This window comes from Streptomyces sp. NPDC051569 (assembly GCF_044454085.1).
Classification (GTDB): domain Bacteria; phylum Actinomycetota; class Actinomycetes; order Streptomycetales; family Streptomycetaceae; genus Streptomyces.
Genome location: NZ_JBITDJ010000017.1, coordinates 21,459 through 46,387 on the forward strand (window position 1 = coordinate 21,459; position 24,929 = coordinate 46,387).

Sequence of the window (24,929 nt, forward strand, 5' to 3'; positions counted from 1 at the left end):
GGCAGGGATGGCCGACACCCATGTGCTCTTCGTCGAGGACGACGACGTGATCCGCGAAGCGACCCAGCTCGCGCTGGAGCGCGACGGTTTCGTGGTCACCGCCATGCCGGACGGGCTGTCCGGTCTCGACGCGTTCCGTGCGGACCGGCCGGACATCGCCCTGCTGGACGTGATGCTGCCGGGCCTGGACGGGGTCAGTCTGTGCCGGCGGATCCGCGACGAGTCGACCGTGCCCGTGATCATGCTGTCGGCGCGCGCCGACTCGATCGACGTGGTGCTCGGCCTGGAGGCGGGCGCCGACGACTACGTGACCAAGCCCTTCGACGGTGCGGTGCTGGTCGCCCGGATCCGGGCCGTACTGCGCCGTTTCGGACATGCGGGTGGGGCGGCGGGCGGCGGCGGGACGGGCGGGCCCGGGGAGCCCGGGGAGCCCGGGGTGCTGTCCTTCGGTGATCTGGAGATCGACACGGAGGGCATGGAGGTGCGCAGGGCGGGCCTGCCGGTGGCGCTGACGCCGACGGAGATGCGCCTGCTGCTGGAGTTCTCGTCCGCGCCCGGCACCGTGCTCTCCCGCGACAAGCTGCTCGAACGGGTCTGGGACTACGGCTGGGGCGGTGACACGCGGGTGGTGGACGTCCATGTCCAGCGGCTGCGCACCAAGATCGGACAGGACCGCATCGACACGGTCCGCGGCTTCGGTTACAAGCTCAAGGCATGAAACTGAAGATATGAAGAGGCTCGCTCTGCGCACCGGCGTCCGGTGGAAGATCAGCATCGCGATCGCGGTCGTGGGCGCGCTGGTCGCGATGGCGCTGAGCCTCGTCGTGCACAACGCGGCCCGCGTCTCGATGCTCGACAACGCGCGCGAGGTGCAGCTGGAGCGGCTGCTGCTCGCGGAGCGGATCTACGAGTCGACGAAGGAGCCCAAATTCGGCACGAAGGTCAATGACCCGGCGCTGCCGCACGACCTGATGCGCAAGATGAAACAGGGGCGGCGCGCGACGTACCTCCAGGAGACCGCGCACGGCGCGCCCGATGTCTGGGCGGCCGTCCCGGTGGGCAGCGACACGGTGCTCTCCTTGCACAACCCGTTCGCCGACCGCTCCACGGCGATCATGAAAGACCTGGACCGGGCCCTGATCATCGGCTCGGTCTCGGTGGTCTTCGGCGGCTGCGCGCTCGGTGTGCTGATCGGCGGACAGCTTTCCCGTCGGCTGCGCAGGGCCGCCGCGGCGGCGGGCCGGGTCGCGCAGGGCAATACGGAGGTACGGGTCGGGGAAGCGGTCGGCGGGGTCGTACGCGACGAGACGGACGACCTGGCCCGCGCGGTCGACGCGCTCACCGACGCGCTGAACGAACGGATCGAGGCCGAGCGCCGGGTCACCGCCGACATCGCCCACGAGCTGCGCACGCCGGTGACGGGGCTCCTCACGGCGGCCGAACTGCTGCCGCCGGGCCGCCCCACGGAGCTGGTGCAGGACCGGGCCCGGGCCATGCGGACGCTGGTCGAGGAGGTCCTGGAGGTGGCCAGGCTCGACAGCGCGTCGGAGCGCGCCGAACTCCAGGAGCTCTCCCTCGGCGAGTTCGTCGCGCGGCGGGTCGCCGCACTGGATCCGGAGATCACGGTCCACGTGGTGCACGAGTCCTGGGTCAACACCGACCCACGGCGGCTGGAACGCATCCTGGGCAACCTGCTGGCCAACGCCGCCAAGCACGGCGGTACCCCCATCGAGGTCACGGTCGAGGGCCGGGTGGTACGCGTACGCGACCACGGCCCCGGCTTCCCGGAGGCACTCCTGCGCGAGGGCCCCAGCCGCTTCCGTACGGGCGCGAGCGACCGGGCGGGCCACGGCCACGGTCTCGGCCTGACCATCGCCGCCGGCCAGGCCCGCGTCCTGGGGGCCAGGCTCACCTTCCGCAATGTGGCGCCGCACGGCACCGGAGGCGCGATCGCGGTCCTCTGGCTCCCGGAGCAGGCCCCGACAGCCACCGGCACCTTCCCGGTCATCCCCGGTCAGGGCCCGGGCACGCCCTGACGTCGCCGCCGATTCAGCCGGGCGGCATTCGGCCGGGCAGCAGGGGCGTGATGACGGAGGGACAGCACGACCTGCTGACACGGCCCCGGCGCGGGTGCGCCGGGGCCGTGTCAGCAGGTCGATGGTGCCGTGCCGGAGGAGGTCAGGCGGACTGGGTGACCTTGCCGTCCGTCGTCGGGAGCGCTTCGTCCACCGGCTTGGGGCCGGCGCCGCGCAGCGGGATCTCCTTGACGAAGAAGGCCGCGACAAAGCCGAGCACCGCGATCGAGGCACCCAGGGTGAACGCGGCATGCGTGCCGGACGAGACCGCTTGCTGGTAGGCCTCGCGCGCGACGGCCGGCAGCTTCGCCAGGCTCGCGGCGTCCAGCTGGGCGGACTGCAGGCTGCCGCCGGAGCCGACCCGGGCGGTCATCTCGTCCTGCACCCGGCTGGTGAACAGCGCGCCCATGATGGCCACACCGAAGGAGCTGCCGAGCGTACGGAACAGGGTGGTGGAGGAGGACGCGACGCCCATGTCCTTCATCTCGACGCTGTTCTGCGCGACGAGCATGGTGATCTGCATCAGGAAGCCCATGCCGGCGCCGAGCACCGCCATGTAGATCCCGGAGGTGAGCCGGGAGGTCTCGGTGTCCATCTGCGCGAGCAGGAAGAGACCGACGACCATCAGCCCGCCGCCCATGATCGGGAAGATCTTGTACTTGCCGCTGCTGCTGGTGACCCGGCCGGCGATCAGCGAGACGACCATCATCGACAGGAGCATCGGCAGGAGCAGCAGGCCGGAGTTGGTGGCCGAGGCGCCCTGGACGGACTGCTGGTACAGCGGGAGGAACAGCACCGCGCCGAACATCACGAAGCCGGTCAGGAAGCCGATCACGGACATCAGCGTGAAGTTGCGGTTGCGGAAGATGTGCAGCGGCAGGATCGGTTCGGCAGCCCTGGTCTGGACGAAGATGAAGGCGGCGAGCGCGGCGACGCCGAGCGCGATGAGGCCGAGGATCGTCGACGAGGTCCAGTCGTACTCCGTACCGCCCCAGGTGGTGACCAGCACGATCGCGGTGATGCCGACGGTCAGCAACCCGGCACCCAGGTAGTCGACCTTGGCCTTCGACCGGTCCTTGGCGGGCAGGTGCAGGACGGCCGTCACCATCGCGAGGGCCACCGCGCCCAGCGGGATGTTGATGTAGAAGCTCCAGCGCCAGCCGAGGTGGTCGGTGATGGTGCCGCCGACCAGCGGTCCGCCGATCATGGCGAGCGCCATGACGCCGGCCATCATGCCCTGGTACTTGCCGCGCTCGCGGGGCGGGATCAGGTCACCGATGATCGCCATGACGCCGACCATCAGACCGCCCGCGCCCAGACCCTGGACGGCGCGGAAGCCGATGAGCTGGCCCATGTCCTGGGCCATGCCGCTGAGGACGGAGCCGATCAGGAAGACCACGATCGAGCTGAGGAAAACGCCCTTACGGCCGTACAGGTCGCCGAGCTTGCCCCAGATGGGGGTGGAGGCGGCCGTCGCCAGCGTGTACGCGGTGACCACCCAGGACAGATGTGCGAGGCCGCCCAGCTCTCCGACGATCGTCGGCATCGCGGTCCCGACGATCATGTTGTCCAGCATGGCCAGCAACATCGCGATCATCAGCGCGAGCAGCACCACGCGCACACTGCGCGGCTGCGGCTCGGCCTTCTCCGGCTTCCCGGCCGGACTTGTCTTCCCCGTCGTACTCATCTTTCCCACTCCCCTGAACTCCCTGACACTTACTTGCCGCCCGGCAAGTTACTACACTGGGGAAGGTAGACCTTTAACTTACCGGGCGTCAAGTAAGTAATGTCGGGAGAGCACCATGGGCAGCACGCAGCAGTCGCGGCGGACCAACACCCGCCAGCGCATCCAGGACATTGCCCTGGAGCTCTTCGCCGAACAGGGGTATGAGAAGACGTCGCTGCGGGAGATCGCCGAACGGCTGGATGTCACCAAGGCGGCGCTCTACTACCACTTCAAGACCAAGGAAGACATCCTGATCAGCCTCTTCCAGGATCTGACCCGGCCGATCGACGAGCTCATCGCGTGGGGCGGGACCCAGCCGCACACCCTGGAGACCAAGCAGGAGATCCTGCGCCGCTACAGCGAGGCGATGACGGCCGCGACCCCGCTCTTCCGCTTCATGCAGGAGAACCAGGCGACCGTCCGCGACCTGAGCATCGGCGAGAGCTTCAAGGACCGCATGCTGGGCATGCTCGACCTGATCCAGGACCCGAACGCGTCCATGACGAACCGGGTCCGCTGCGCCAGCGCGCTCTTCACCATGCACGCCGGGGCGTTCGCCCTCCGGGACGTCGAAGGAGACCCCGAAGAGAAGCGCGAAGCCATCCTTGAGGTCTCCATCGGCCTGGTGAGCCAGGCCCACCTGGTCACGCCCTGACGCGCGGCGGACCGACGCGCGGCGGCGCCGGACCGGAACGTCACACCTTGGTGCCGAGCGCGCGCAGGAACGGCACCGGGTTGATGGCCGAGCCGTAGTTCGCGGTCTTGCGGATCTCGAAATGCAGGTGCGGGCCGGTGGAGTTGCCGGTGTCGCCGGAGAGCCCGATCAGCTCACCGGTGTTGACACGCTCCCCGATGTGCACCTTGATCTTCGAGAGGTGCGCGTACTGCGAATACGTGCCGCTCTTGTGCTTGATCACGATGGCGTTGCCGTACGCGGGACCGTCACCGGCGCCGTTGGAGCCGGCCTTCACCACCGTGCCGCCGTGCGTGGCGTGGACCGCCGTGCCGGTGGGTACGGCGAAGTCCTGGCCGGAGTGCTTGTGCTGCCACATGTTGCCGCCGAGGCCGAAGCCCGCGCTCAGCTTGTAGTGCTTGACGGGGTCGATCCAGGAGGCCGCCTTCTTGGCGTTGGCCCGGGCCTGGGCCTTGGCCTGGACCGCCGCGGCCTTCGCCTGCTGGAGCTTGGCCTCGTGGGCCTTCACCGCGACCTCGTGGGCATTCACCGCGGCCTTGCCCTGCGCGACGGCCTGCTGCTGCACGGCCGAGGCCACCGAGGTGGCGGTCGCGGTGGCGGTCACCTTGGCACTGACACTGCCACTGTCGCCGGTCGCGGCGAACGCGGACCCGGCTCCGACCGCCAGCGTCACGCCGACTCCGGCGGCGACGACGCCGGCCCGGGTACGCAGGACGGGCGGGAGGGAGATACGGGACAGGTTGCGCTGCGACATTCGGGAAACCTCCGTGCATGAGCGGACCGGCACACCAGCACCGGCTTGCCTCACCTTGGTAACCCGGACACCATCTCAGACCAAACCCCCCATCTACGACATAGCGCCGTAGGTGGTTCCCGGGCAATCCGCCCCTTGACGGGCCGCGCCACTCCGGCGGAAGCCGCCCGGAAGGTGCCGATTTGGCAGGGTTCGGCGGCAGGCGGGCGCCTGCGGCACCGGAGAACCGACCCGGTCGGCCGGTGCCCGGCCCGGCCGGGGGCCGAAGGTCCCGGCCGCGGCCGGACCGAGGACCCGGGCCCCGCCCGGCTCCGCCACTACTCCGGCTAGTAGGCGCGCGAACCCCTGTGCGGCTTGTCACGGCCGCCGGGCCGGAAGCCTGCCCGTTTCAGGACCAAGGCCCCGCCGCCCCGGATCACCGCCGGAACACCACCGGGACACCGCCGGACAGGCATGCCGAAGGGGCTGCCCCGGACCGTTTCCTACGGTCCGGGGCAGCCCCTGCGGTCACTCAGCCCAGCGGCGTGAGCGCCGGCGTCACACGTCCTTCGTCAGGTTCGGACCGGCGCCGCCGGCCGCCTGCTCGATCGGAGGAGCGTCCGGCAGAGCCGACTTCTCCTCGCCACGGAAGGTGAACTTCTTGTCCTCACCCTCGCCCTCGGTGTCCACGACCACGATGTGACCGGGGCGCAGCTCACCGAAGAGGATCTTCTCGGAGAGGATGTCCTCGACCTCGCGCTGGATCGTCCGGCGCAGCGGCCGGGCGCCCATGACCGGGTCGTAACCCTTCTTGGCGAGGAGCGACTTGGCGGACGGGCTGAGCTCAAGGCCCATGTCCCGGTCCTTCAGGCGCTCGTCCACCTTGGCGACCATGAGGTCGACGATCTGGATGATGTCTTCCTCGGTGAGCTGGTGGAAGACCACCGTGTCGTCGACACGGTTGAGGAACTCGGGCCGGAAGTGCTGCTTGAGCTCTTCGTTGACCTTGTTCTTCATCCGCTCGTAGTTGGTCTTGGTGTCGCCCTGGGCCGCGAAGCCCAGGTTGAACCCCTTGGAGATGTCCCGGGTCCCGAGGTTGGTCGTCATGATGATGACCGTGTTCTTGAAGTCCACGACCCGGCCCTGGGAGTCGGTCAGCCGACCGTCCTCCAGGATCTGGAGAAGGGAATTGAAGATATCGGGGTGGGCCTTCTCGACCTCGTCGAAGAGGACGACGGAGAACGGCTTCCTGCGGACCTTCTCGGTGAGCTGGCCGCCCTCTTCGTAACCCACGTAGCCGGGGGGAGAGCCGAAGAGACGGGAAACCGTGTGCTTCTCGCTGAACTCCGACATGTCGAGAGCGATCAGCGCGTCCTCGTCGCCGAAGAGGAATTCGGCGAGCGTCTTGGAGAGCTCGGTCTTACCGACACCGGACGGGCCGGCGAAGATGAACGAGCCACCGGGACGCTTGGGGTCCTTCAGACCGGCTCGCGTACGGCGGATCGCCTGCGAGAGCGCCTTGATGGCGTCCTTCTGGCCGATGACGCGCTTGTGGAGCTCGTCCTCCATGCGGAGCAGCCGCGAGGACTCCTCCTCGGTGAGCTTGAAGACCGGGATGCCCGTGGCGGTCGCCAGGACCTCGGCGATCAGCTCCTCGTCCACCTCGGCGACGACGTCCATGTCGCCGGCCTTCCACTCCTTCTCCCGCTTGGTCTTCGCGGCCAGCAGCTGCTTCTCCTTGTCGCGGAGAGAAGCTGCCTTCTCGAAGTCCTGGGAGTCGATGGCCGACTCCTTGTCGCGGCGGACGCCCGCGATCTTCTCGTCGAACTCGCGGAGGTCCGGCGGCGCGGTCATCCGGCGGATACGCATCCGGGAGCCGGCCTCGTCGATCAGGTCGATCGCCTTGTCCGGCAGGAAGCGGTCCGAGATGTAGCGGTCGGCGAGCGTCGCGGCGGCGACCAGCGCGGAGTCCGTGATGGACACGCGGTGGTGCGCCTCGTAGCGGTCGCGCAGGCCCTTGAGGATCTCGATCGTGTGCGGCAGCGACGGCTCCGCGACCTGGATGGGCTGGAAACGGCGCTCCAGGGCCGCGTCCTTCTCCAGGTGCTTGCGGTACTCGTCGAGTGTCGTCGCACCGATGGTCTGCAGCTCGCCACGGGCCAGCATCGGCTTGAGGATGCTGGCGGCGTCGATCGCGCCCTCGGCGGCGCCCGCACCCACCAGGGTGTGGAGCTCGTCGATGAACAGGATGATGTCGCCGCGGGTGCGGATCTCCTTGAGGACCTTCTTCAGACGCTCCTCGAAGTCACCGCGGTAGCGGGAACCGGCGACGAGCGCGCCCAGGTCGAGGGTGTAGAGGTGCTTGTCCTTGAGGGTCTCGGGCACCTCGCCCTTGACGATGGCCTGCGCCAGTCCCTCGACGACCGCCGTCTTGCCGACGCCGGGCTCGCCGATGAGGACCGGGTTGTTCTTCGTACGGCGGGACAGCACCTGCATGACCCGCTCGATCTCCTTCTCGCGCCCGATGACCGGGTCGAGTTTGGATTCGCGAGCGGCCTGGGTGAGGTTCCGGCCGAACTGGTCGAGGACCAGGGACGTGGAGGGCGTGCCCTCGGCAGGACCGCCGGCGGTGGCGGCCTCCTTGCCCTGGTAGCCGGAGAGCAGCTGGATGACCTGCTGCCGCACTCGGTTGAGATCGGCGCCCAGCTTCACGAGGACCTGGGCGGCGACGCCCTCGCCCTCGCGGATGAGGCCGAGGAGGATGTGCTCCGTGCCGATGTAGTTGTGGCCCAGCTGAAGGGCCTCGCGGAGCGACAGCTCCAGGACCTTCTTGGCACGAGGGGTGAAGGGGATGTGTCCGGACGGGGCCTGCTGGCCCTGGCCGATGATCTCCTCCACCTGCTGGCGGACCGCCTCGAGCGAAATCCCGAGGCTCTCCAGGGCCTTAGCGGCGACACCCTCACCCTCGTGGATAAGGCCCAGGAGGATGTGCTCGGTGCCGATGTAGTTGTGGTTGAGCATCCGGGCTTCTTCCTGAGCCAGGACGACAACCCGCCGCGCGCGGTCGGTGAACCTCTCGAACATCGTTAATCGCTCCTCAGAGCGGTCAGGCAGTAAAGGGGTCGGTCCCCTCCCTGTCCTTCCGCAGCTTAGTCCCGCAAGCGGGGACCGCTCATTCCAACTGCCGACACCTGTCCCAGGCCACCATGCCCCGAACGCCGGACAACTGCTCCAACTCGATGGTGCGAGATGATGTTCCCGCAGGCCAGGCAGATACCCTCACCACCAGTACGCCGATGGCGAACGTGAGACGCCCGAAACCGCGTGTCGCCCCCTCTCACGAGGAATGTCTTACCCGCGGGGACTCACACTCCATGCCGAGTGCCCCGATTCCCTCAGCTACGGGCGAACACCCTTGCGCTCCGGAGTGCGCCCGCGCGTCCGGATATGGGAACACCCCGCGACCGGTCGCGGACGCAGCGTAACTCCGCGCACGGCTCGGGAGTTGCTCGGGGCATGGCGCTCCCGTTCCCGCTGCCCCGCCGTCCGCTCGACGGCGGTCACGCGCGCTGGTACGGATACGAACTCGGCTGGGCCACGGCGGACGGGCCTCCCGTGCAGCTGCTGACCGGACTCCGCTTCGATGTGCTGGAGCTGCCCGCGGACGCGGGGGCGGCGCTGCTGCGACGGACCGGCCCGGCGGCGCCCATGACGGGGCCTGTGGCGCTCTGCGGGGAGCGGATGCGGCTACTGGTGGCCGCAGGGAGCGCGGACGAGCTGCCTGGGCTGCTCGACTGGCTGGAATGGGGCGGCATCGCCCTGGGTCTGACCGTGCTCGGGGCGGACGGGCGGATGGCCGCCCCCGCACCACCGTGGTCGCCGCACGCCGCCGCGCGGGGGGCCGCCGTATGGCTGCGGCCCCCCGAGCCTGGGCGCGAGGTGGAGCCGACGCTCCCGACGCTCGCCCTGACCGGGCGTGGCACCGGCGGCGGGGGCAGGGGTGGGGATGCCCCCGATCTCGTACGGCTCGTGGACGCGGCGGCGACGGAGTGCCACCGGGCCCGTTTGCTGCGCGGAAATGACGTCGGTTCTCATGCGCGGCCGACTCAAATGCCGACCGCTCAGCCGTTGGCCTTCTCGTAGGCTTCCCGGATCTCGGCGGGAACGCGGCCGCGGTCGTTGACGCTGTAGCCGTTCTCCTTGGCCCACTTGCGGATTTCCGCGGTGTCCTTGTTCCCACCGGCCGCGATGCGGGCCTTGCCGCGGGCGCCGGCGGCGCGGCCACCGGTACGCCGACCGCTCTTCGTGTACGCCTCAAGGACGCCACGGAGCTTGTCCGCATTGGCGGTCGTGAGGTCGATCTCGTACGTCTTGCCATCCAGAGCGAACGTGACTGTCTCGTCCGCCTCGCCACCGTCGAGGTCATCGACAAGAAGGACCTGAACCTTCTGTGCCACCGGATTTCCTTTCATCGAAAAATGCAGTACGCGGAAAGGAAACCGCTTTTCTCAGGAAAACACAAACCCTCGGCAGAGGTTCAGTGCCGTGAGAAGACGGGAAACGTGCGCGATTCGGACATAGGGCTCCGGTTGCTTCCGGCGGTCACAGGTGCAGAAGCATCCGGCTGTTGCCCAAGGTGTTCGGCTTCACCCGTTCGAGACCGAGGAACTCCGCAACGCCCTCGTCATAGGAACGCAGCAGCTCTCTGTAGACATCTCCCCCGACGGGAGTCTCGCCGATCTCCACGAAGCCGCGCTTCGAGAAGAACTCGACTTCGAAGGTGAGGCAGAATACGCGCCGCACTCCGAGCCAGCGGGCGGTCTCCAGCAGCTTGTCCAGCAGGTGATGCCCCACGCCGGCGCCTCTGACCGTGGGATCCACGGCGAGCGTGCGCACTTCGGCGAGGTCTTCCCACATCACGTGCAAGGCCCCGCAGCCGATGACCGAGGCGTCCTCGTCGCGTTCCGCGACCCAGAACTCCTGGATGTCCTCGTAAAGCGTCACCGGCGCTTTGTCGAGCAGGATGCCTTCGCTCACGTAAGGGTCGACGAGACGGCGGACAGCCGGTACATCCCTGGTCCTGGCCCGCCGGATGGTGAGGGCATTTGCTGCGGCATTGGGAAGCGGAAGCGCTGAGGGCATGACAGGGACGCTATCTCCCGGTCTCCTGGTCGCGGTCGGCGCCCTCGGGGGGCTCTTCGGGGGCCCCTTGGACCGCCTCTTCGACCGCCTCTCCGGGAGCCTCTTCCGTGGCCTCTCCGGGAGCCTCTTCCGGGTTGTCGGTGCGCACCATACGGACGGCGTCCTCCAGCGACTGGCGCTGCTCGGGCGACATCATGCCGAAGAAGGCGACCAGGGCGGCGGCGGGGTTGTCGCTCTTCGACCAGGCGTCGTTCATCAGTGCCGCCGCGTAGGCGGCGCGAGTGGAGACCGCCGTATATCGATAGGCGCGGCCGTCCACTTCCCTGCGCACCCAGCCCTTCTGATGGAGATTGTCCATTACGGTCATGACCGTCGTGTAGGCGATGGAGCGTTCCTGCTGAAGGTCTTCGAGGACTTCTCGGACGGTCACCGGACGGTTCCATTGCCAGACGCGTGTCATGACCGTGTCTTCCAGATCTCCCAATTGTCGGGGCACAGCGTCACCATAGTGGGAGAAGTCGCAATGAAAGGTTAATGACGTAACAAAAAGGACGTACGACCGAAAATCAGTCGTACGTCCAGGTCATATGTGTGCGTCAGACGCCCTGCGCGTCCGGGGTGCGGCCCTGCTGCTGGGCGGCGTCCGCGCGGGCGATCGCCGCGTCCACGGCGGCGTCCTCCTTGGCCTTGTTCGGGCCACCCTGACTCTTGACGATCGTCACCACGAGACCGATGAAGAAAGCGGCCATCACCACGGGGGGCACAAGCGCGGATACATAGTCCATACCGACCAGAGTAACTATCCGGCGGCCCGCTGTTCCGGCGGGGGCGCGGGGCGGCGGCGTGGCGGAAAGACCTCCGACGGCTTGGGGACCGGCCGTTCGGGCGTGGGCGGCCGGGACGGGGCGGGTTCGCGGGGGGTCCGGGGCTGCTGCGGCCGGTCGTCGGCGGCGCGGTGGCCGCCGGAGAGCCCGCCCGGGAGGGCGAGGAGCCGGATGCGGGGCGCCGGGGCGGTGGGGTTGGGGGGCGCGGCCATCGCGTGTCCCGCGAAGCGGGCGCGTACCGACTCCTCGGCGAGCCGCCGGCAGCGGTCGAGCAGCGCCGCCGCGACCGGATTGCCGCGCAGTGCGCGCAGGGCCGCCAGGTCGTCGGGCCGGGGGAGGTAGCCGGCCGCCAGGGCGTCCTGGAGCAGCTCCAGGTAACCGGTGAGGGAGCCGGGGAGCGCCGCGCGGTACCGGCCGAGATCGGCCACCAGGAACGCCCGCAGACGGCCCGCTTCCCGTACCGCCTCGTCCACGGAGTCGGCGAGCCGCAGGCACGCCTGGAGGTCCTCGTCGGCGAGCGGGGCGGGCTGGAGGGCAACGGCGAGGGCACGTCGGAGCACACACAGCTCGTCAGCGCCGAAGGCCATGCCGCCGCGGGATCCGTAGGGCGTGGGCATGCGGCGACACTACGCGCCAAAGGGACAAAATCGGCCTAACACCCACCCCTGGGCGCGGCCCGCCCGCCGAACGGCCCACCCGCCGCTCCGGGCCGGGTGGGCCGTTCTCGCCTGGCCGTTCTCGCCGGACCGATCTCGCCTGGCCGATCTCGCCGGGCCGGGCGCTGTGAGCGGCGGCCGCCGGGATCACATGCGGGAGACGTTCCGTTCGTACACCAGGCGCAGGCCGATCAGCGTCAGCCACGGCTCGTGTTCGTCGATCACGGAGGCTTCGCCGAGGACCATCGGGGCAAGGCCGCCGGTCGCGATCACCGTGACCTCTTCCGGGTCGTCGGCCAGTTCGCGCGCCATCCGGGTCACGACGCCGTCGACCTGGCCCGCGAAGCCGTACAGAATGCCCGCCTGCATCGCCTCGACGGTGTTCTTGCCGATCACACTGCGCGGGCGCGCGAGCTCGATCTTGCGGAGCTGGGCGCCCTTGATGCCGAGCGCCTCCACCGAGATCTCGATGCCGGGCGCGATGACACCGCCCGCGTACTCCCCGCGCGCGCTGACCGCGTCGAAGGTCGTCGCCGTACCGAAGTCGACGACGATCGCCGGGCCGCCGTACAGCTCGACCGCCGCGACGGCGTTGATGATGCGGTCGGCACCGACCTCCTTGGGGTTGTCCACGAGGATCGGTACGCCCGTCTTGATGCCCGGCTCGACGAGCACGGCGGGGACGTCGCCGTAGTAGCGGCGGGTCACCTCGCGCAGCTCGTGCAGGACGGAGGGGACCGTCGAGCAGATCGCGATGCCCGCCACACCGTCCCCCAGCTCGTCGCCGAGCAGCGGGTGCGTCCCCATCAGACCCTGCAGGAGCACCGCGAGTTCGTCGGCGGTACGGCGGGCGTCGGTGGAGACGCGCCAGTGCTCGACGATCTCCTCACCGTCGAACAGACCGAGCACGGTGTGGGTGTTGCCCACGTCGATGGTGAGCAGCATCAGGCGGTGGCCTCTCGCAGGTCCAGGCCGATGTCGAGGATCGGGGAGGAGTGGGTCAGCGCGCCGACGGCCAGGAAGTCGACGCCCGTCTCGGCGTAGGCGCGCGCGTTGCCGAGCGTCAGCCGGCCGGAGGACTCCAGGGCCGCGCGGCCCGCGACGAGGGCGACGGCCTCCGCCGTCTCGGCGGGCGTGAAGTTGTCCAGGAGGATCAGATCGGCTCCCGCGTCCAGGACCTCGCGCACCTGGTGGAGGGTGTCGGCCTCCACCTCGACCGGTACGTCGGGGAACTGCTGCCGTACGGCCTTGAACGCCTCCGCGACACCGCCGGCCGCGACCACGTGGTTGTCCTTGACGAGCGCCGCGTCGGAGAGCGACATCCGGTGGTTGGCACCGCCGCCGCAGCGCACCGCGTACTTCTCCAGGGCGCGCAGCCCCGCGGTGGTCTTACGGGTGTCGCGGACCTTGGCGCCGGTGCCTTCGAGGGCGTCGGCCCAGGCGCGCGTGGCGGTCGCGATGCCGGAGAGCCGGCACAGGAGGTTGAGCGCGCTGCGCTCGGCGGTGAGCAGGTCGCGGGTGCGGGTGGTGACGCTCAGCAGCGTCTGGCCGGCCTCGACGCGGTCACCGTCCAGGACGTGCCGTTCGACCTCGAACTCCTCCGTGCAGACCAGGGAGATGATGGCCTCGGCGATGTGCAGGCCCGCGACCGTGCCGTCCTCGCGGGCCGTGAAGTCACCGGTGGCGACGGCGTCCTCGGGGACGGTCGCGACGGTCGTGATGTCGACCCCGCCGTCGAGGTCCTCCTCGATGGCGACGTGCGCGATGTCCTCGACCTGGACGGGGTCCAGGCCCGCGTCGGCGAGGAGCTGGGCGAGGGCGGGGTCGAGACCGCACTCCAGGTCGTCGAGCTCGTAGCCGTCCTCGCCGCCGGAGCATCCGCAGCCGTCGCCGCAGCCGCCCGCGGCAGCGGCCGGGGCGCCGATCTGGATCAGCGGTACGTCCACCGGCTCGGGACGCGGATTCTCTTCGGGCGTGCTCACGGTTACGGCTCCCTGGGGGCGTCGGGGTCTGCGGGGACAGGTACGAATACGGGGTCCACGGGCGGGAAGGCGGCCGTCCCGGTACGGCGCACCACCAGCCGCCGGTCGGGCAGCAGCCGGATGACCAGATGGCGGCGCCAGTCGGTGTCGTCCCGCTCGGGCCGGTCCTCGCGCCAGTGGCAGCCGCGGGTCTCCTCGCGCTCCAGCGCGGCGGCGACCAGCACCTGCGCGACGCACAGGAGGTTCGACGTCTCCCAGGAGTCGACGCCGGGGACGGCGGGCTTGCCGGGACCCGCGTGGATCGGGGTGGCCCGGGTGTTCTGGGCGTTCCGGGTGTCCTGGGCGTCCCGGGTGTCCTGGGCGGCCTGGACGTCCCGGGTGTCCGTCCGGAGCGCGCTCAGATGGACCGCCTCCAGCGCCCGGGCGGCTTCCCCGAGGCTGCGGGCGGATCGGAGCACGCCGGCGCCCTGGGACATGATGCGCTGGATCCCGGCGCGCGCGTCGGCCGGTATGAGGGGCGGATGGAGGGTGCCGGCGGGCTCCGCCGGAAGGGCCTGCCACTCGGGAACGCCGCGCGGCGCCCACCCGGTGTCGGCGACGATGTCGGCGGCGATGCGTTCCGCGAAGACCAGGCCCTCCAGCAGGGAGTTGGAGGCCAGCCGGTTCGCGCCGTGCACCCCCGTACAGGCGACCTCACCGCACGCGTACAGCCCCGGCACGGTCGTCCGGCCGCGCAGGTCCGTACGGACCCCGCCCGACGCGTAGTGGGCTGCCGGGGCCACCGGGATCGGCTCGGTGACCGGGTCGATGCCGTGGGCGCGGCAGGCGGCCAGGATCGTGGGGAAACGGCTCGCCCACATCTCGGCGCCGAAGTGCCGGGCGTCCAGGTACATGTGCGCGGCGCCCTGCTCGCGCATCCGGCGCATGATCGCCTTGGCGACGATGTCGCGCGGCGCCAGCTCGGCCAGTTCGTGCTGGTCGAGCATGAAGCGGACCCCGTCGGCGTCGACGAGATGGGCGCCCTCGCCGCGTACCGCCTCGGAGACCAGGGGCTGCTGGCCCTCCGCCCCGGCGCCGAGGAACAGCACCGTCGGGTGGAACTGCACGAACTCCAGGTCCGAGACCTCCGCGCCCGCCCGCAGCGCCAGCGCCACACCGTCCCCGGTGGAGACGGCGGGGTTGGTCGTCGCGGAGAAGACCTGGCCCATGCCGCCGGTGGTCAGGATTACGGCGGGGGCGTGGACCGCGCCGACCCCGTCGTGCTGCCCCTCACCCATCACATGGAGGGTGACACCGGACGTGCGGCCCTGCTCGTCCGTCAGCAGGTCGAGCACCAGCGCGTTCTCGACCGTGTGGAGCGCGGCGGCGCGGACCGCTTCGACCAGGGCCCGGGAGATCTCGGCGCCGGTGGCGTCGCCTCCGGCGTGGGCGATACGGCGCCGGTGGTGGCCGCCCTCCCGGGTGAGCTGGAGCTCGCCGGTGGCGGAGGTGTCGAAGCGCGCGCCGGTCTCCATCAGCCGGCGTACGGCGGCCGGGCCCTCGGTGACCAGGGTGCGCACCGCTTCCTCGTCGCACAGGCCGGCGCCCGCGACGAGGGTGTCGGCCAGGTGCTGCTCGGGGGTGTCACCCTCGCCGAGCGCCGCGGCGATACCGCCCTGCGCCCAGCGCGTGGAGCCGTCGTCGAGGCGGGCCTTGGTGACGACGACCGTACGGAGCCCGGCGGCGGTGCAGCGCAGGGCGGCCGTCAGGCCGGCCACGCCGGAGCCGACCACGACCACGTCGGCTTCGACGGCCCAGCCGGGCGCGGGGGCGGTCAGCCGTATTCCGGTTCCGGTCACTGGGGGGCTCCGAAGGTCAGGTGGATGTTGTCGATCAGCCGGGTGGAGCCGGCTTTCGCGGCGACCGCGAGGATCGCCCGGCCGGTGTGGCCGTCCGGTACCTCGGTGAAGTCGGCGGGGTCGACGAGGGCCAGGTAATCGAGGGTCAGCGGGGGCACGGCACGCACCGCCAGGTCGAGGACGTCCCGGGCGGCGGCCCGTACGGCATCGGCTCCGCAGGGGCGGGCACCTTCGTGCTCGGCCGGGGCGGAGGTCTCCGACGGCCGGGCGGCGGCCACCGCGTGCGCGTCGGCCGCGAGCCGTGCCTCGCCCAGCGCGGCGAGCGCGGCGGCGCGGGAGCCGGCCGCCGGCAGGGACTCGGCACGGGCGCGCAGGGCGTGCTGGGCGCCGAGGCGGTCACGGGCCGCGAACAGCGCCCGGGACAGGGCGAGGGCGGTCCGCCGCTCGGCCGGGGACAGATAGCGGTTACGGCTGGAGAGCGCGAGCCCGTCGTCCTCGCGGACGGTCGGTACGCCGACGATCTCGGCCGGGAAATTCAGGTCGCGGGCCATCCGGCGGATCAGGGCCAGCTGCTGGGCGTCCTTCTCGCCGAAGAACGCGGCGTCGGGCCGGGTGAGGTGCAGCAGCTTGGCGACGACGGTGAGCATGCCGTCGAAATGGCCGGGGCGCGAGGCGCCTTCGAGCCGCTCGCCCATGGGGCCCGCCGTGATGCGGACCTGGGGCGCGCCCCCGGGGTAGACCTCGTCGGCGGACGGCGCGAACACGGCGTCCGCGCCCGCGCCCTCGGCGGTCCTCAGGTCCGCGTCGAGGGTGCGCGGATAGCGGTCGAGGTCCTCGCCCGCGCCGAACTGGAGCGGGTTGACGAAGACGGTGACGACGACGAAGCCGTCCGGTCCGACATGGGCGCGGGCGGCCCGCACCAGGGTCGCGTGTCCGTCGTGGAGCGCGCCCATGGTCATCACGACAGCGGTACGGCCCCGCGTGGGGCGCCGGTCGAGCAGGCGGTCGAGGTCCGCGCGCGTGGGAGCGAGTTCGAAGCTCATCGGGTGCCCCCCGTGCTCTCTCCGGGGCCTTCCCCGGAACCGCCCCCGAAACCCGGACCCTCGCCGTGCGCCGCGAGGACACCGAGCAGGTCCTCCGCCAGCTCCGGCTTGAGCAGGCCGTGCGCCAGCGCCCGGTCGGCGGTGGTCCGGGCCATCGCGAGGTATCCGGCGACGGTGGCGGGCGCGTGCTTGCGCAACTCCGCGACGTGCGCGGCGACCGTGCCCGCGTCGCCGCGCGCGACCGGTCCCGTGAGGGCCGCGTCGCCGGAGCGCAGCGCGTTGTCCAGGGCGGCGCCGAGCAGCGGGCCGAGCATCCGGTCGGGGGCGGTGACCCCGGCCGTACGCAGCAGCTCCATCGACTGGGCGACCAGCGTGACCAGGTGGTTCGCGCCCAGCGCCAGGGCCGCGTGGTAGAGCGGACGGGACTCCTCCGCGATCCACTCGGGCTCGCCGCCCATCTCGATGACCAGCGCCTCGGCCGCCAGGCGCAGCTCCTCGGGAGCGGTGACCCCGAACGAGCAGCCGGCCAGCCGCTGGACGTCCACCGAGCTGCCGGTGAAGGTCATGGCGGGGTGCAGGGCGAGCGGCAGGGCGCCGGCGCGCAGAGCGGGATCCAGGACCCGGGCGCCGTACCGGCCCGAGGTGTGGACGAGCAGCTGCCCGGGTCGTACGGCACCGGTCTCGGCGAGCCCCTCGACCAGTCCCGGCAAGGCGTCGTCGGGCACCGTCAGCAGCACCAGTTCGGCCCGCGCGAAGACCTCGGCGGGGGTGACCAGCGGGACGTCGGGGAGCAGGGCCGCCGCTCGGCGTACGGACGCGTCGGAGACCCCGGAGACGGCGACGGGACGGTGGCCGGCGAGCCGCAGGGCGGCGGCGAGGGCGGGGCCCACCCGGCCCGCGCCGACGACACCGACGGTGAGCCGGGCGGGCCGGTCCCGTGGGTCGAGGGGGTCCTGTGCTGCTGATGGGTTCACGCGGCGGCGCCTTCCGTTCCAGTCCGCGGGGGGTACCGGACGATTTCTGGTCATGCTACGCCAGCGTTTCGCACCGCTCCGTGGCTGTGTAAAAGCCTGTGTAAAGCCCGGTCCGGAATAACCGGTCCGGAATGAGCGGCGGTCCCCGCGGACCGGGCTCGGGGCCGGGGTCAGGGCCGTACGGAGCGGGGATCAGGGGCGTACGGAGCGGGATCGCGGGGCGTAGGGAGCCGGGTCGGCCTCTCCCGCCGGGAGGCCGTGCCGTGCGGCAGCCGTCGAGCCTGTGCGCTGGATGCCGTCCCCGCCTTCAAGCCTGCGCCCGGTCGGCTTCCCGGGCCTCCCGGCCGGACGGGCCCCGGGGAGCCGGTGGCCGGGGACGGGCGCCCGCACCGGCACCGGCGGCCCGGTTGTCAGTGCCGGCGGGCAGCATGGACCCATGAGCGTGTTCATCGACATCACCGGTCTGCCCCACGAGCGGATCACCTTCGGCCCGTCCCCGCTGGCCGAGCTGGGTGCCGCGCTGCACACACTCTCCGAGCCGGCCCATCACGCCCGGCTGCACGGCTGGATCACGACCACTTCCGCCGCGCTCGAACCCGAGCTGGCCGACCGGCTGCACGAGGCGGACTTCCTCTGGCGGTCCACCCGCTCCGACCTTCTGCTGCCCGCGAGGCCACGGGAGACGCTCGCGGAAGAGCTGGACGATCTCGACCTGCTGGACGACGAGAGCTATGTGGCGGCGGCGCTGGAGATCTCCTCGGCCGATCAGTACAGCGGCTTCCCGTCCCCTCTGGTCGACGAGGGCGTGCGGCGGCGCGTGCTGGAGCTGGCGGCGGCGCGCGGACCCCACCAGGCCGCGTTCATCCAGCGCATGCTCACCGACCCACCGGCCGTCAGGGCCTGGATACGGCGGCTCTTCGAGGACTGCGAGGAGGCGTTCTTCGCGGACACCTGGCGGCGCATCCGGGTCCAGCTGGCCGCCGACGCCCGCCACAAGACGGAGCTGCTGCGCCACGAGGGCCTCGCGGCGGCCCTCGCCGCCGTCTCCCCGGCCACCACGCTGGAGGCGGACGGGCTCCGTACCCGGGTCGTGGTGGACAAGCTGTGCCACGGCGTCACGACCGCCCGGGACACCGGCCTGACGTTCCTGCCGACGACCTTCGGCAGACCGCATCTGTTCGCCCTGCACGCGCCCGGCCGGCAGCCCGTCGTGCAGTACCCGGTGTCGACCCGTGAGCTGACCGGCGCGGCCCCCGTCGAGACGGTCAAGCTGCGTCTTGAGGCGATCGCCCACCCCCTGCGGATGCGGCTGTGCCGAAGCCTCGCCCGTGGCGCGTACACGACGGGCGAGCTGGCCGACGCGTGCGGCATCACCGCGCCCGAGGTCTCCCGGCACCTGGCGGTCATGAAGAAGGCGGGGCTGCTGACGACCCAGCGCCGGGGCCGCTATGTGCTGCACCAGCTGGATCTGGCCGTGGTGGCCCGGCTCGGGAGCGACTTCCTGGAGGGGATGCTGCGCTGACGAGGGAGTGCCGCGCCGAGGAGGGGGTACGGCGCTGACCTGGCCGGGCCAGCGCCGCGTTGAGGAGGGGTTTCGGCGCTGACCTGGCCGGGTGCCCGGCCGGGATGCCGCGCCTCAGCCCCTGCCGCCGGCCCGCACCAGCCCCGACTCGTAGGCGAGGACGACCACCTGCACCCGGTCGCGCAGGCCGAGCTTGGTGAGGATCCGGCCGACATGGGTCTTCACGGTCGCCTCGGAGAGCACCAGCCGCCCCGCTATCTCACCGTTCGACAGACCCTGCGCGACGAGCAGCATCACCTCGCTCTCCCGGCTGGTCAGCCGGTCCAGCTCCTGGTGCTGCCGCCGGCCGCCGCTCGGCAGCAGGGGCGCGAAGCGGTCGAGCAGTCGCCGGGTGGTGGACGGCGCGACGACCGCGTCACCGCTGTGCACCGAGCGGATCGCGCTCAGCAGCTCGCTCGGCGGCACGTCCTTGAGCATGAAGCCGCTGGCGCCCGCCTTGAGCCCGGAGAAGGCGTATTCGTCCAGGTCGAAGGTGGTCAGGATGAGCACCTTCGGGGCGCCGGGCTCGGCGCAGATACGGCGGGTCGCCTCGACGCCGTCCAGCCGGGGCATACGTACGTCCATCAGCACGACGTCGACGGGGGTCGTGCGGAGGTTGGCGATCGCCTCGGCGCCGTCCCCGGCTTCCGCGACGACCTCCATGTCCGGCTGCGCGGCCAGCACCATGCGGAAACCGGTGCGCAGGAGCATCTGGTCGTCGACGAGCATCACGCGGATCGACATCTGGGGGTCCTTGTCCATCGGATCGGAGGTGGCGGCGGGTCTCGGTGACAGCGGGTCTCGTATGACGGGGTCTCGGTGACGGCGGGTCTCGGTGACGGCGGCGGCTCGGTGACGGCGGCGGCTCGGCGGCGTAAGGGGCTCGGTCAGTGCGCCGGTTTCAGCGGGAGCAGGGCGCTGATCCGGAAGCCGCCGCCCGGGCGCGGCCCGGCGTCCAGTGTGCCCCCGACCATGCCCACCCGTTCCCGCATCCCGATGAGCCCGTGACCGCGCCCGTCGGCGCCGCCGTCCACGTACATCTCGTGGGCCGCGCCCCGGCCGTCGTCCTCGACGAGCAGCCCGAGACCGTCGTCGAAGTAGACCAGCCGCACGCTCGCGCCGACGTCCGGGCCGCCGTGCTTGCGGCTGTTGGTGAGAGCTTCCTGCACGATCCGGTACGCGGTCAGCTCCACCCCGCTGGGCAGTGACCGCGCGGTGCCCTCGACCTTGAAGTCCACGGTGATGCCCGCGCGCCGTACCTGCTCGACCAGGTCTTCTATCTGCTGGACATCGGGCTGCGGTACGTATTCGCCGCTCTCCTGGGCGTCGCCGGTCCGCAGTACCCCCAGCAGCCGGCGCATCTCGGCGAGCGCCTGGCGGCCGGTGCTGGAAATGGTCTCCAGCGCCTGCTTGGCCTGGTCGGGGGCGGCGTCCAGCACGTAAGCGGCGCCGTCCGCCTGGACCACCATCACCGAGACGTTGTGCGCGACGACATCGTGCAGCTCACGGGCGATCCTGGCCCGCTCGGCGGCGACGGCCACCTTGGCCTGCGCCTCGCGTTCCTTCTCCAGCCGGGTGGCGCGTTCCTCCAGCTGGTCGAAGTAGGCGCGGCGGGTGCGCATGGAGTCGCCCAGCACCCAGGCGAGAACGAACGGCACGCTCATCACGACGGTGAAGAAGACCCGTCCCGCGACACTGCCGTCCTGTATCGGCCAGCGCAGCTGCGACGCCGGCGCCGCGGTGAGTCCGCCGATCAGCGCGAAGAGGCTGGCCCAGCGCGGGCCACCCTGCGCGGCCACCGTGTAGATGACGACGAGCAACGCGAAGTCGGCCGGATTGGCGCGGACGTTCAGCGCGGTCTGGGCGACGCCCAGTCCCGCCACCAGCAGCAGCATCTGTTCGGGAGCCCGGCGTCGCAGCGCCACGGTCACGCTCAGCAGCAGCACCACCGCGATGGCCAGCAGCCGGGGGCCGACACCCGTGTTCGCCACGACCGCCCAGAGCAGCGAGAACCCGAAGAGCAGGACAGCCCAGAAGCTGTCGACGCCCGTCGGGTGTCGGCGGAGAAAGTCGTAGAAGCGCTGCACGTCACCCAGCGTAGGGAGGCGGGGAAGGCGGGGGAGTCACCCGGGGGGCCGATCCGGTCGGCCGGAGCCTACTCCCCAAGGTGGACACTTGACGCCGTGACGGATGAGACGTGTCGGTGGGCGGGGCCGCGGGGCGAGGAAGACGGTTCGCGGGGGGCCGGGCCGCCGGATCCGGCGGCCCGGCCGCGCCGGTGGCGTACGGCCTCGGAGGAGGCGCTGTACGGCCCCGAAGGCTTCTACCTGCGACCGGAGGGACCCGCCGGGCACTTCCGCACCTCGGTGCACGCCTCCCCGCTCTTCGCCGCCGCCGTCGCCCGGCTGCTGACCGCCGCCGCCCGCGCGCTGGGCACCGACGAGGTCGCGCTCGTCGACATCGGCGCGGGCCGCGGTGAACTGCTGACCGGGGTCCTGGCCGCCGTCCCCGGCGGGCTCGCGGTGCGGCCGTACGCCGTCGAGCGCGCGCCGCGCCCCGCCGGTCTGGACCCGCGCGTCGAGTGGTGCGCGGAGCCGCCCGCCGGCGTCCGCGGGCTGATCTTCGCGAACGAGTGGCTGGACAACGTCCCCGTCGACATCGCCGAGACCGACGAGGACGGCGTCGTCCGGTACGTCCTCGTCCGGCCGGACGGCTCCGAGGAGCTGGGCGAGCCGGTGGCGGGCGAGGACGCGCACTGGCTGGAGCGCTGGTGGCCGGCTGCCGGGCCCGGCAGCCGGGCCGAGATCGGCCGGCCCCGGGACGAGGCGTGGGCGGCGGCCGTCGCCTCGCTGGAGCGGGGGTACGCGGTCGCGGCCGACTACGCGCACGTACGGGAGGCCCGGCCGCCCTTCGGTACGCTGACCGGCTTCCGGGCGGGCCGGGAGGTGCCCCCCGTCCCGGACGGGAGCTGCGATCTCACCGCCCATGTGGCACTGGACGCCTGCGCGCTGCCCGGCGCGGAGCTCACCTCCCAGCGTGAGGCGCTGCACCGGCTCGGGGTGAGCGGCCGCCGCCCGGCGCTGTCCCTCGCCGCGACCGACCCGGCCGGGTACGTGCGGGCGCTCGCGGGCGCCGGGGAGGCGGCGGAACTCACGGCGCGGGGCGGCCTCGGCGACTTCGGCTGGCTGACCCAGCCCGTCGGCACCACGCTGCCCGCCTTGCACAGCGCTCTGAGAGACTGTCGCCCATGACGGAGACCACCCGGACGACGGTCGGCATCGGCGGCGCGGCGGAAAGCACCGACATGGTGCTCAACATCGGGCCCCAGCACCCTTCCACACACGGTGTGCTCCGCCTCCGTCTCGTCCTCGACGGAGAGGTGATCCGGCACGCCGAGCCGGTCATCGGCTACATGCACCGGGGCGCGGAGAAGCTCTTCGAGGCGCGCGACTACCGGCAGATCGTGATGCTCGCGAACCGCCACGACTGGTTGTCGGCGTTCTCCAACGAGCTGGGCGTGGTGATGGCCGTCGAGCGGATGCTCGGCATGGAGGTGCCGGAGCGAGCCGTCTGGACCAGGACACTGCTCGCCGAGCTGAACCGGGTGCTCAACCACCTGATGTTCCTCGGCTCGTACCCCCTCGAACTCGGCGGGATCACCCCGGTGTTCCACGCGTTCCGGGAGCGCGAGGAGCTGCAGACCGTGATGGAGGAGGTCTCCGGCGGCCGGATGCACTACATGTTCAACCGCGTCGGCGGCCTCAAGGAGGACCTGCCGGCCGGCTGGCTCGGCCGGGCCAGGGACGCGGTGGCCGACGTCCGGTCCCGGATGGACGTGTACGACCGGCTGGTCCTCGGCAACGAGATCTTCCGGGCCCGCACGCGCGGTGTCGGGGTGCTGTCGCGCGAGGCGGTCCACGCCTACGGGGTGTCCGGCCCCATCGCGCGCGCCTCGGGCGTCGACTTCGACCTGCGCCGCGACGAGCCGTATCTGGCGTACGGCGAGCTCCAGGACACGCTCAAGGTGATCACCCGCGAGGACGGCGACTGCCTGGCGCGCTTCGAATGCCTGCTGGACCAGACGCACAACGCGCTGGCCCTGGCGGACGCCTGCCTGGACCGGATCGCGGAGCTGGCGCCCGGACCGATCAACCAGCGGCTGCCGAAGGTGCTGAAGGCCCCGGAGGGTCACACGTACGCCTGGACCGAGAACCCGCTCGGCATCAACGGCTACTACCTGGTGTCGAAGGGCGAGAAGACGCCGTACCGGCTGAAGCTCCGCTCCGCCTCGTTCAACAACATCCAGGCGCTGACGGAACTGCTGCCCGGGACGCAGGTCGCCGACATGGTGGCGATCCTGGGATCGCTGTTCTTCGTCGTCGGCGACATCGACAAGTAGTCGCCACGCTCGCGCGGTCGCCACGCTCGCCACGCTCGCGCGGTCGGCAGGGGCCGCGGGGGTCAGCGGGAGTCAGCGGGAGTCAGGAACTGACCGCGTCGCGCAGCCGGACCAGGTCGAGCTGCTCGGTCTCGTCGTGCGCGGTCAGATCGATGACCTGACCGGCCACCCGGTCCTCGGGCCGCCGCTCGGCGAGGGCCTCCTCGCCCACCACGTCGGCGAGGTCCTCACGCGCCACCCGCGCCAACTGGGCCGTCGGCGCGGGCACCTCCACCACCTCGGCCGTCCGGAGCCCGCTCTGGGCGGCCTGGGCGGCCTGCGCGGCCTGCGCGCCGAAGAAGTCGAACCTTCCCTCGGGCCGTCGCACCGGGCGGCGCAGCGGCTCGTACGGAACGATCGCGGACGCGGCGGCGACCCGGGGCACCGGGAGAGCGGGGGGCGCGGGAAGGGCGGGGAGGGCGGGGAGGGCGGACGACGGGCGGCTGTGCTGCTCTCCCCCGACGGCCGCCGCGTGCTTCCCCTGCGGCTCCTCAGCCTCCCGGGCCCGCTCGGCCAGATCACGCTCGCGTGCGGCCTCGACGGTCCGCTTGACCTGCTGGGCCGCGCCGTTGCGCGGCAGGTCGTCCAGGGCCCGCGCGGCACTGACGTACGCCGACGCCGGGAGCGTACCGCCCGCCACGGGCAGGGCTGCGGGGGTGGCGGACGCCTCCAGGGCGAGCTGTCGCCGTCCCTCCAGCGCGCTGGCCCGCTCGGTCTCCGCCGTGGCGTACCGCCGCAGCAGCGCGGCGTGTTCGCCCCGGAGTCCGGCGAGTTCGACCCGCTTGGCGCGCAGCTTCGTGTCGAGCTTGAGGCGCAGCTCGCGCGACTCCTCCGCCTCCGCCTCCAGTTCGGCCACGCGCTCCTCGGTCTTCCACCGGTCGCTCTCCCGCGCGCGGGTCAGCTCGGCGACGCGGCGGCCGGCGCTCCGGTCCCAGCCCCGCATGAGGACGGCACCGCTGACGGCCGCCACGGCCGTCGCCGCGACCAGCGAGCGGAGTACCACGGGATCGGCGAACAGCCAGGCGCCCGTGGCGCAGACAAGCGCGGCCCCGGCGACCGAGGCCGGCGTCAGAAGCTTGTGGAGGGGTGGGGAATGGCGGTGGCGTCCACGTGGCATGGCCTGAAATTTACCGTGCGTGGAGGCCGAACGGGGGATCGGTCCGACAATCTTTCCCGGCCCGTTGCCGACTCCCCTCCCCTTCCACTTCTGTTTCCTCTACAGAACTCCGTTTTGCCTGACGCG

The 24,929-nt window shown here is 71.5% G+C and carries 23 protein-coding genes; 7 read left to right on the forward strand and 16 right to left on the reverse strand.

From position 1 onward, the window contains the following. Positions 1–7 precede the first annotated feature (7 nt). Together cseB and cseC are read left to right on the forward strand one after the other, a co-directional pair. Positions 8–718: a two-component system response regulator CseB gene (cseB, locus tag ACIBAE_RS22200; RefSeq protein WP_399288227.1), complete on the forward strand. Its 711-nt coding sequence runs from the start codon at positions 8–10 to the stop codon at positions 716–718. A 10-nt stretch (positions 719–728) separates the two neighbouring features. Next, a complete protein-coding gene (gene cseC / locus ACIBAE_RS22205; RefSeq protein WP_399288230.1) occupies positions 729–2,036 on the forward strand; it encodes a two-component system sensor histidine kinase CseC in 1,308 nt (435 codons plus the stop codon). Between the two features lie 142 nt (positions 2,037–2,178). Here the strand turns inward: cseC and ACIBAE_RS22210 are convergent, their stop codons facing one another. Next, positions 2,179–3,762 (reverse strand): MDR family MFS transporter, encoded by a 1,584-nt coding sequence (locus ACIBAE_RS22210; protein ID WP_399288232.1) that lies wholly within the window; start codon positions 3,760–3,762, stop codon positions 2,179–2,181. 115 nt (positions 3,763–3,877) lie between these two features. Between ACIBAE_RS22210 and ACIBAE_RS22215 the strand changes: the two genes are divergently transcribed. After that, positions 3,878–4,456, forward strand: coding sequence for a TetR/AcrR family transcriptional regulator (locus tag ACIBAE_RS22215; protein WP_399288234.1), 579 nt, complete (start codon positions 3,878–3,880; stop codon positions 4,454–4,456). A gap of 40 nt (positions 4,457–4,496) precedes the next feature. Here ACIBAE_RS22215 and ACIBAE_RS22220 read toward each other — a convergent pair whose 3' ends face one another. Together ACIBAE_RS22220 and ACIBAE_RS22225 are read right to left on the reverse strand one after the other, a co-directional pair. Further along, positions 4,497–5,249, reverse strand: coding sequence for a M23 family metallopeptidase (locus ACIBAE_RS22220; protein ID WP_399288237.1), 753 nt, complete (start codon positions 5,247–5,249; stop codon positions 4,497–4,499). A gap of 537 nt (positions 5,250–5,786) precedes the next feature. Continuing rightward, complete coding sequence (locus ACIBAE_RS22225; RefSeq protein WP_399288240.1) at positions 5,787–8,312, reverse strand: ATP-dependent Clp protease ATP-binding subunit; 2,526 nt, start codon at positions 8,310–8,312, stop codon at positions 5,787–5,789. A gap of 432 nt (positions 8,313–8,744) precedes the next feature. On the opposite strand from ACIBAE_RS22225, the gene ACIBAE_RS22230 reads away from it, so the two are divergent. After that, positions 8,745–9,371, forward strand: a complete 627-nt coding sequence (locus ACIBAE_RS22230; RefSeq protein ID WP_399288243.1) for an SCO3374 family protein — start codon at positions 8,745–8,747, stop codon at positions 9,369–9,371. On the opposite strand, the gene ACIBAE_RS22235 is transcribed toward ACIBAE_RS22230, so the two are convergent. The 10 genes from ACIBAE_RS22235 to ACIBAE_RS22280 form a co-directional block, all read right to left on the reverse strand. Continuing rightward, positions 9,350–9,685, reverse strand: a complete 336-nt coding sequence (locus ACIBAE_RS22235) for an Lsr2 family protein (RefSeq protein ID WP_399288246.1) — start codon at positions 9,683–9,685, stop codon at positions 9,350–9,352. The two genes, ACIBAE_RS22230 and ACIBAE_RS22235, sit on opposite strands and share 22 nt — an antisense overlap. A 145-nt stretch (positions 9,686–9,830) precedes the next feature. Continuing rightward, complete coding sequence (locus tag ACIBAE_RS22240; RefSeq protein ID WP_399288249.1) at positions 9,831–10,370, reverse strand: amino-acid N-acetyltransferase; 540 nt, start codon at positions 10,368–10,370, stop codon at positions 9,831–9,833. A 10-nt stretch (positions 10,371–10,380) separates the two neighbouring features. After that, positions 10,381–10,830, reverse strand: coding sequence for a BlaI/MecI/CopY family transcriptional regulator (locus tag ACIBAE_RS22245; RefSeq protein WP_399288252.1), 450 nt, complete (start codon positions 10,828–10,830; stop codon positions 10,381–10,383). A gap of 136 nt (positions 10,831–10,966) precedes the next feature. Next, positions 10,967–11,155, reverse strand: a complete 189-nt coding sequence (locus tag ACIBAE_RS22250; RefSeq protein WP_399288254.1) for a hypothetical protein — start codon at positions 11,153–11,155, stop codon at positions 10,967–10,969. A gap of 14 nt (positions 11,156–11,169) precedes the next feature. Next, the gene (locus ACIBAE_RS22255; RefSeq protein ID WP_399288537.1) at positions 11,170–11,781 is read right to left on the reverse strand and encodes a hypothetical protein; all 612 of its coding nucleotides are present in this window, start codon (positions 11,779–11,781) and stop codon (positions 11,170–11,172) included. Positions 11,782–11,997: 216 nt separating this feature from the next. Next, positions 11,998–12,795: a type III pantothenate kinase gene (locus tag ACIBAE_RS22260; RefSeq protein WP_399288256.1), complete on the reverse strand. Its 798-nt coding sequence runs from the start codon at positions 12,793–12,795 to the stop codon at positions 11,998–12,000. Beyond that, entirely contained in the window at positions 12,795–13,832 is a 1,038-nt protein-coding gene (gene nadC / locus ACIBAE_RS22265; protein ID WP_399288259.1) for a carboxylating nicotinate-nucleotide diphosphorylase, read from the reverse strand. The genes ACIBAE_RS22260 and nadC overlap by 1 nt, the downstream gene beginning before the upstream one ends. Positions 13,833–13,834: 2 nt before the next feature. Continuing rightward, positions 13,835–15,670, reverse strand: coding sequence for an L-aspartate oxidase (locus ACIBAE_RS22270; protein ID WP_399288261.1), 1,836 nt, complete (start codon positions 15,668–15,670; stop codon positions 13,835–13,837). Continuing rightward, positions 15,667–16,713, reverse strand: a complete 1,047-nt coding sequence (gene panC / locus ACIBAE_RS22275) for a pantoate--beta-alanine ligase (protein ID WP_399288264.1) — start codon at positions 16,711–16,713, stop codon at positions 15,667–15,669. Before panC ends, ACIBAE_RS22270 begins: the two co-directional genes overlap by 4 nt. Continuing rightward, positions 16,710–17,687, reverse strand: coding sequence for a Rossmann-like and DUF2520 domain-containing protein (locus ACIBAE_RS22280; RefSeq protein ID WP_399288267.1), 978 nt, complete (start codon positions 17,685–17,687; stop codon positions 16,710–16,712). Before ACIBAE_RS22280 ends, panC begins: the two co-directional genes overlap by 4 nt. Positions 17,688–18,123: 436 nt before the next feature. Between ACIBAE_RS22280 and ACIBAE_RS22285 the strand changes: the two genes are divergently transcribed. Next, positions 18,124–19,209, forward strand: a complete 1,086-nt coding sequence (locus ACIBAE_RS22285) for a DUF5937 family protein (protein WP_399288270.1) — start codon at positions 18,124–18,126, stop codon at positions 19,207–19,209. 114 nt (positions 19,210–19,323) lie between these two features. On the opposite strand, the gene ACIBAE_RS22290 is transcribed toward ACIBAE_RS22285, so the two are convergent. After that, the gene (locus tag ACIBAE_RS22290; protein WP_399288273.1) at positions 19,324–19,992 is read right to left on the reverse strand and encodes a response regulator; all 669 of its coding nucleotides are present in this window, start codon (positions 19,990–19,992) and stop codon (positions 19,324–19,326) included. A gap of 143 nt (positions 19,993–20,135) precedes the next feature. Beyond that, positions 20,136–21,335, reverse strand: coding sequence for a sensor histidine kinase (locus ACIBAE_RS22295; protein WP_399288276.1), 1,200 nt, complete (start codon positions 21,333–21,335; stop codon positions 20,136–20,138). A 216-nt stretch (positions 21,336–21,551) separates the two neighbouring features. Between ACIBAE_RS22295 and ACIBAE_RS22300 the strand changes: the two genes are divergently transcribed. Together ACIBAE_RS22300 and ACIBAE_RS22305 are read left to right on the forward strand one after the other, a co-directional pair. Beyond that, on the forward strand, positions 21,552–22,499 hold the full coding sequence (locus ACIBAE_RS22300) for an SAM-dependent methyltransferase (protein ID WP_399288540.1): 948 nt from the start codon (positions 21,552–21,554) through the stop codon (positions 22,497–22,499). After that, positions 22,496–23,647 carry an NADH-quinone oxidoreductase subunit D gene (locus ACIBAE_RS22305; protein WP_399288279.1) on the forward strand — a complete coding sequence of 384 codons (1,152 nt, stop codon included), beginning with the start codon at positions 22,496–22,498 and terminating at the stop codon, positions 23,645–23,647. The genes ACIBAE_RS22300 and ACIBAE_RS22305 overlap by 4 nt, the downstream gene beginning before the upstream one ends. A gap of 82 nt (positions 23,648–23,729) precedes the next feature. Here the strand turns inward: ACIBAE_RS22305 and ACIBAE_RS22310 are convergent, their stop codons facing one another. Continuing rightward, positions 23,730–24,803 carry a hypothetical protein gene (locus ACIBAE_RS22310; RefSeq protein WP_399288282.1) on the reverse strand — a complete coding sequence of 358 codons (1,074 nt, stop codon included), beginning with the start codon at positions 24,801–24,803 and terminating at the stop codon, positions 23,730–23,732. Positions 24,804–24,929 lie beyond the last annotated feature (126 nt).

Bases quoted from the DNA above. Each gene is read 5' to 3' on its own strand.
- ACIBAE_RS22250 (WP_399288254.1), bottom strand. From the start codon at position 11,155: ATGGACTATGTATCCGCGCTTGTGCCCCCCGTGGTGATGGCCGCTTTC.
- ACIBAE_RS22285 (WP_399288270.1), top strand. From the start codon at position 18,124: ATGAGCGTGTTCATCGACATCACCGGTCTGCCCCACGAGCGGATCACC.
- cseC (WP_399288230.1), top strand. From the start codon at position 729: ATGAAGAGGCTCGCTCTGCGCACCGGCGTCCGGTGGAAGATCAGCATC.
- ACIBAE_RS22245 (WP_399288252.1), bottom strand. From the start codon at position 10,830: ATGACACGCGTCTGGCAATGGAACCGTCCGGTGACCGTCCGAGAAGTC.
- ACIBAE_RS22255 (WP_399288537.1), bottom strand. From the start codon at position 11,781: ATGGCCTTCGGCGCTGACGAGCTGTGTGTGCTCCGACGTGCCCTCGCC.
- ACIBAE_RS22210 (WP_399288232.1), bottom strand. From the start codon at position 3,762: ATGAGTACGACGGGGAAGACAAGTCCGGCCGGGAAGCCGGAGAAGGCC.
- ACIBAE_RS22240 (WP_399288249.1), bottom strand. From the start codon at position 10,370: ATGCCCTCAGCGCTTCCGCTTCCCAATGCCGCAGCAAATGCCCTCACC.
- ACIBAE_RS22260 (WP_399288256.1), bottom strand. From the start codon at position 12,795: ATGCTGCTCACCATCGACGTGGGCAACACCCACACCGTGCTCGGTCTG.
- panC (WP_399288264.1), bottom strand. From the start codon at position 16,713: ATGAGCTTCGAACTCGCTCCCACGCGCGCGGACCTCGACCGCCTGCTC.
- ACIBAE_RS22310 (WP_399288282.1), bottom strand. From the start codon at position 24,803: ATGCCACGTGGACGCCACCGCCATTCCCCACCCCTCCACAAGCTTCTG.
- ACIBAE_RS22230 (WP_399288243.1), top strand. From the start codon at position 8,745: ATGGCGCTCCCGTTCCCGCTGCCCCGCCGTCCGCTCGACGGCGGTCAC.
- cseB (WP_399288227.1), top strand. From the start codon at position 8: ATGGCCGACACCCATGTGCTCTTCGTCGAGGACGACGACGTGATCCGC.
- ACIBAE_RS22290 (WP_399288273.1), bottom strand. From the start codon at position 19,992: ATGTCGATCCGCGTGATGCTCGTCGACGACCAGATGCTCCTGCGCACC.
- ACIBAE_RS22225 (WP_399288240.1), bottom strand. From the start codon at position 8,312: ATGTTCGAGAGGTTCACCGACCGCGCGCGGCGGGTTGTCGTCCTGGCT.
- ACIBAE_RS22215 (WP_399288234.1), top strand. From the start codon at position 3,878: ATGGGCAGCACGCAGCAGTCGCGGCGGACCAACACCCGCCAGCGCATC.
- ACIBAE_RS22305 (WP_399288279.1), top strand. From the start codon at position 22,496: ATGACGGAGACCACCCGGACGACGGTCGGCATCGGCGGCGCGGCGGAA.
- ACIBAE_RS22220 (WP_399288237.1), bottom strand. From the start codon at position 5,249: ATGTCGCAGCGCAACCTGTCCCGTATCTCCCTCCCGCCCGTCCTGCGT.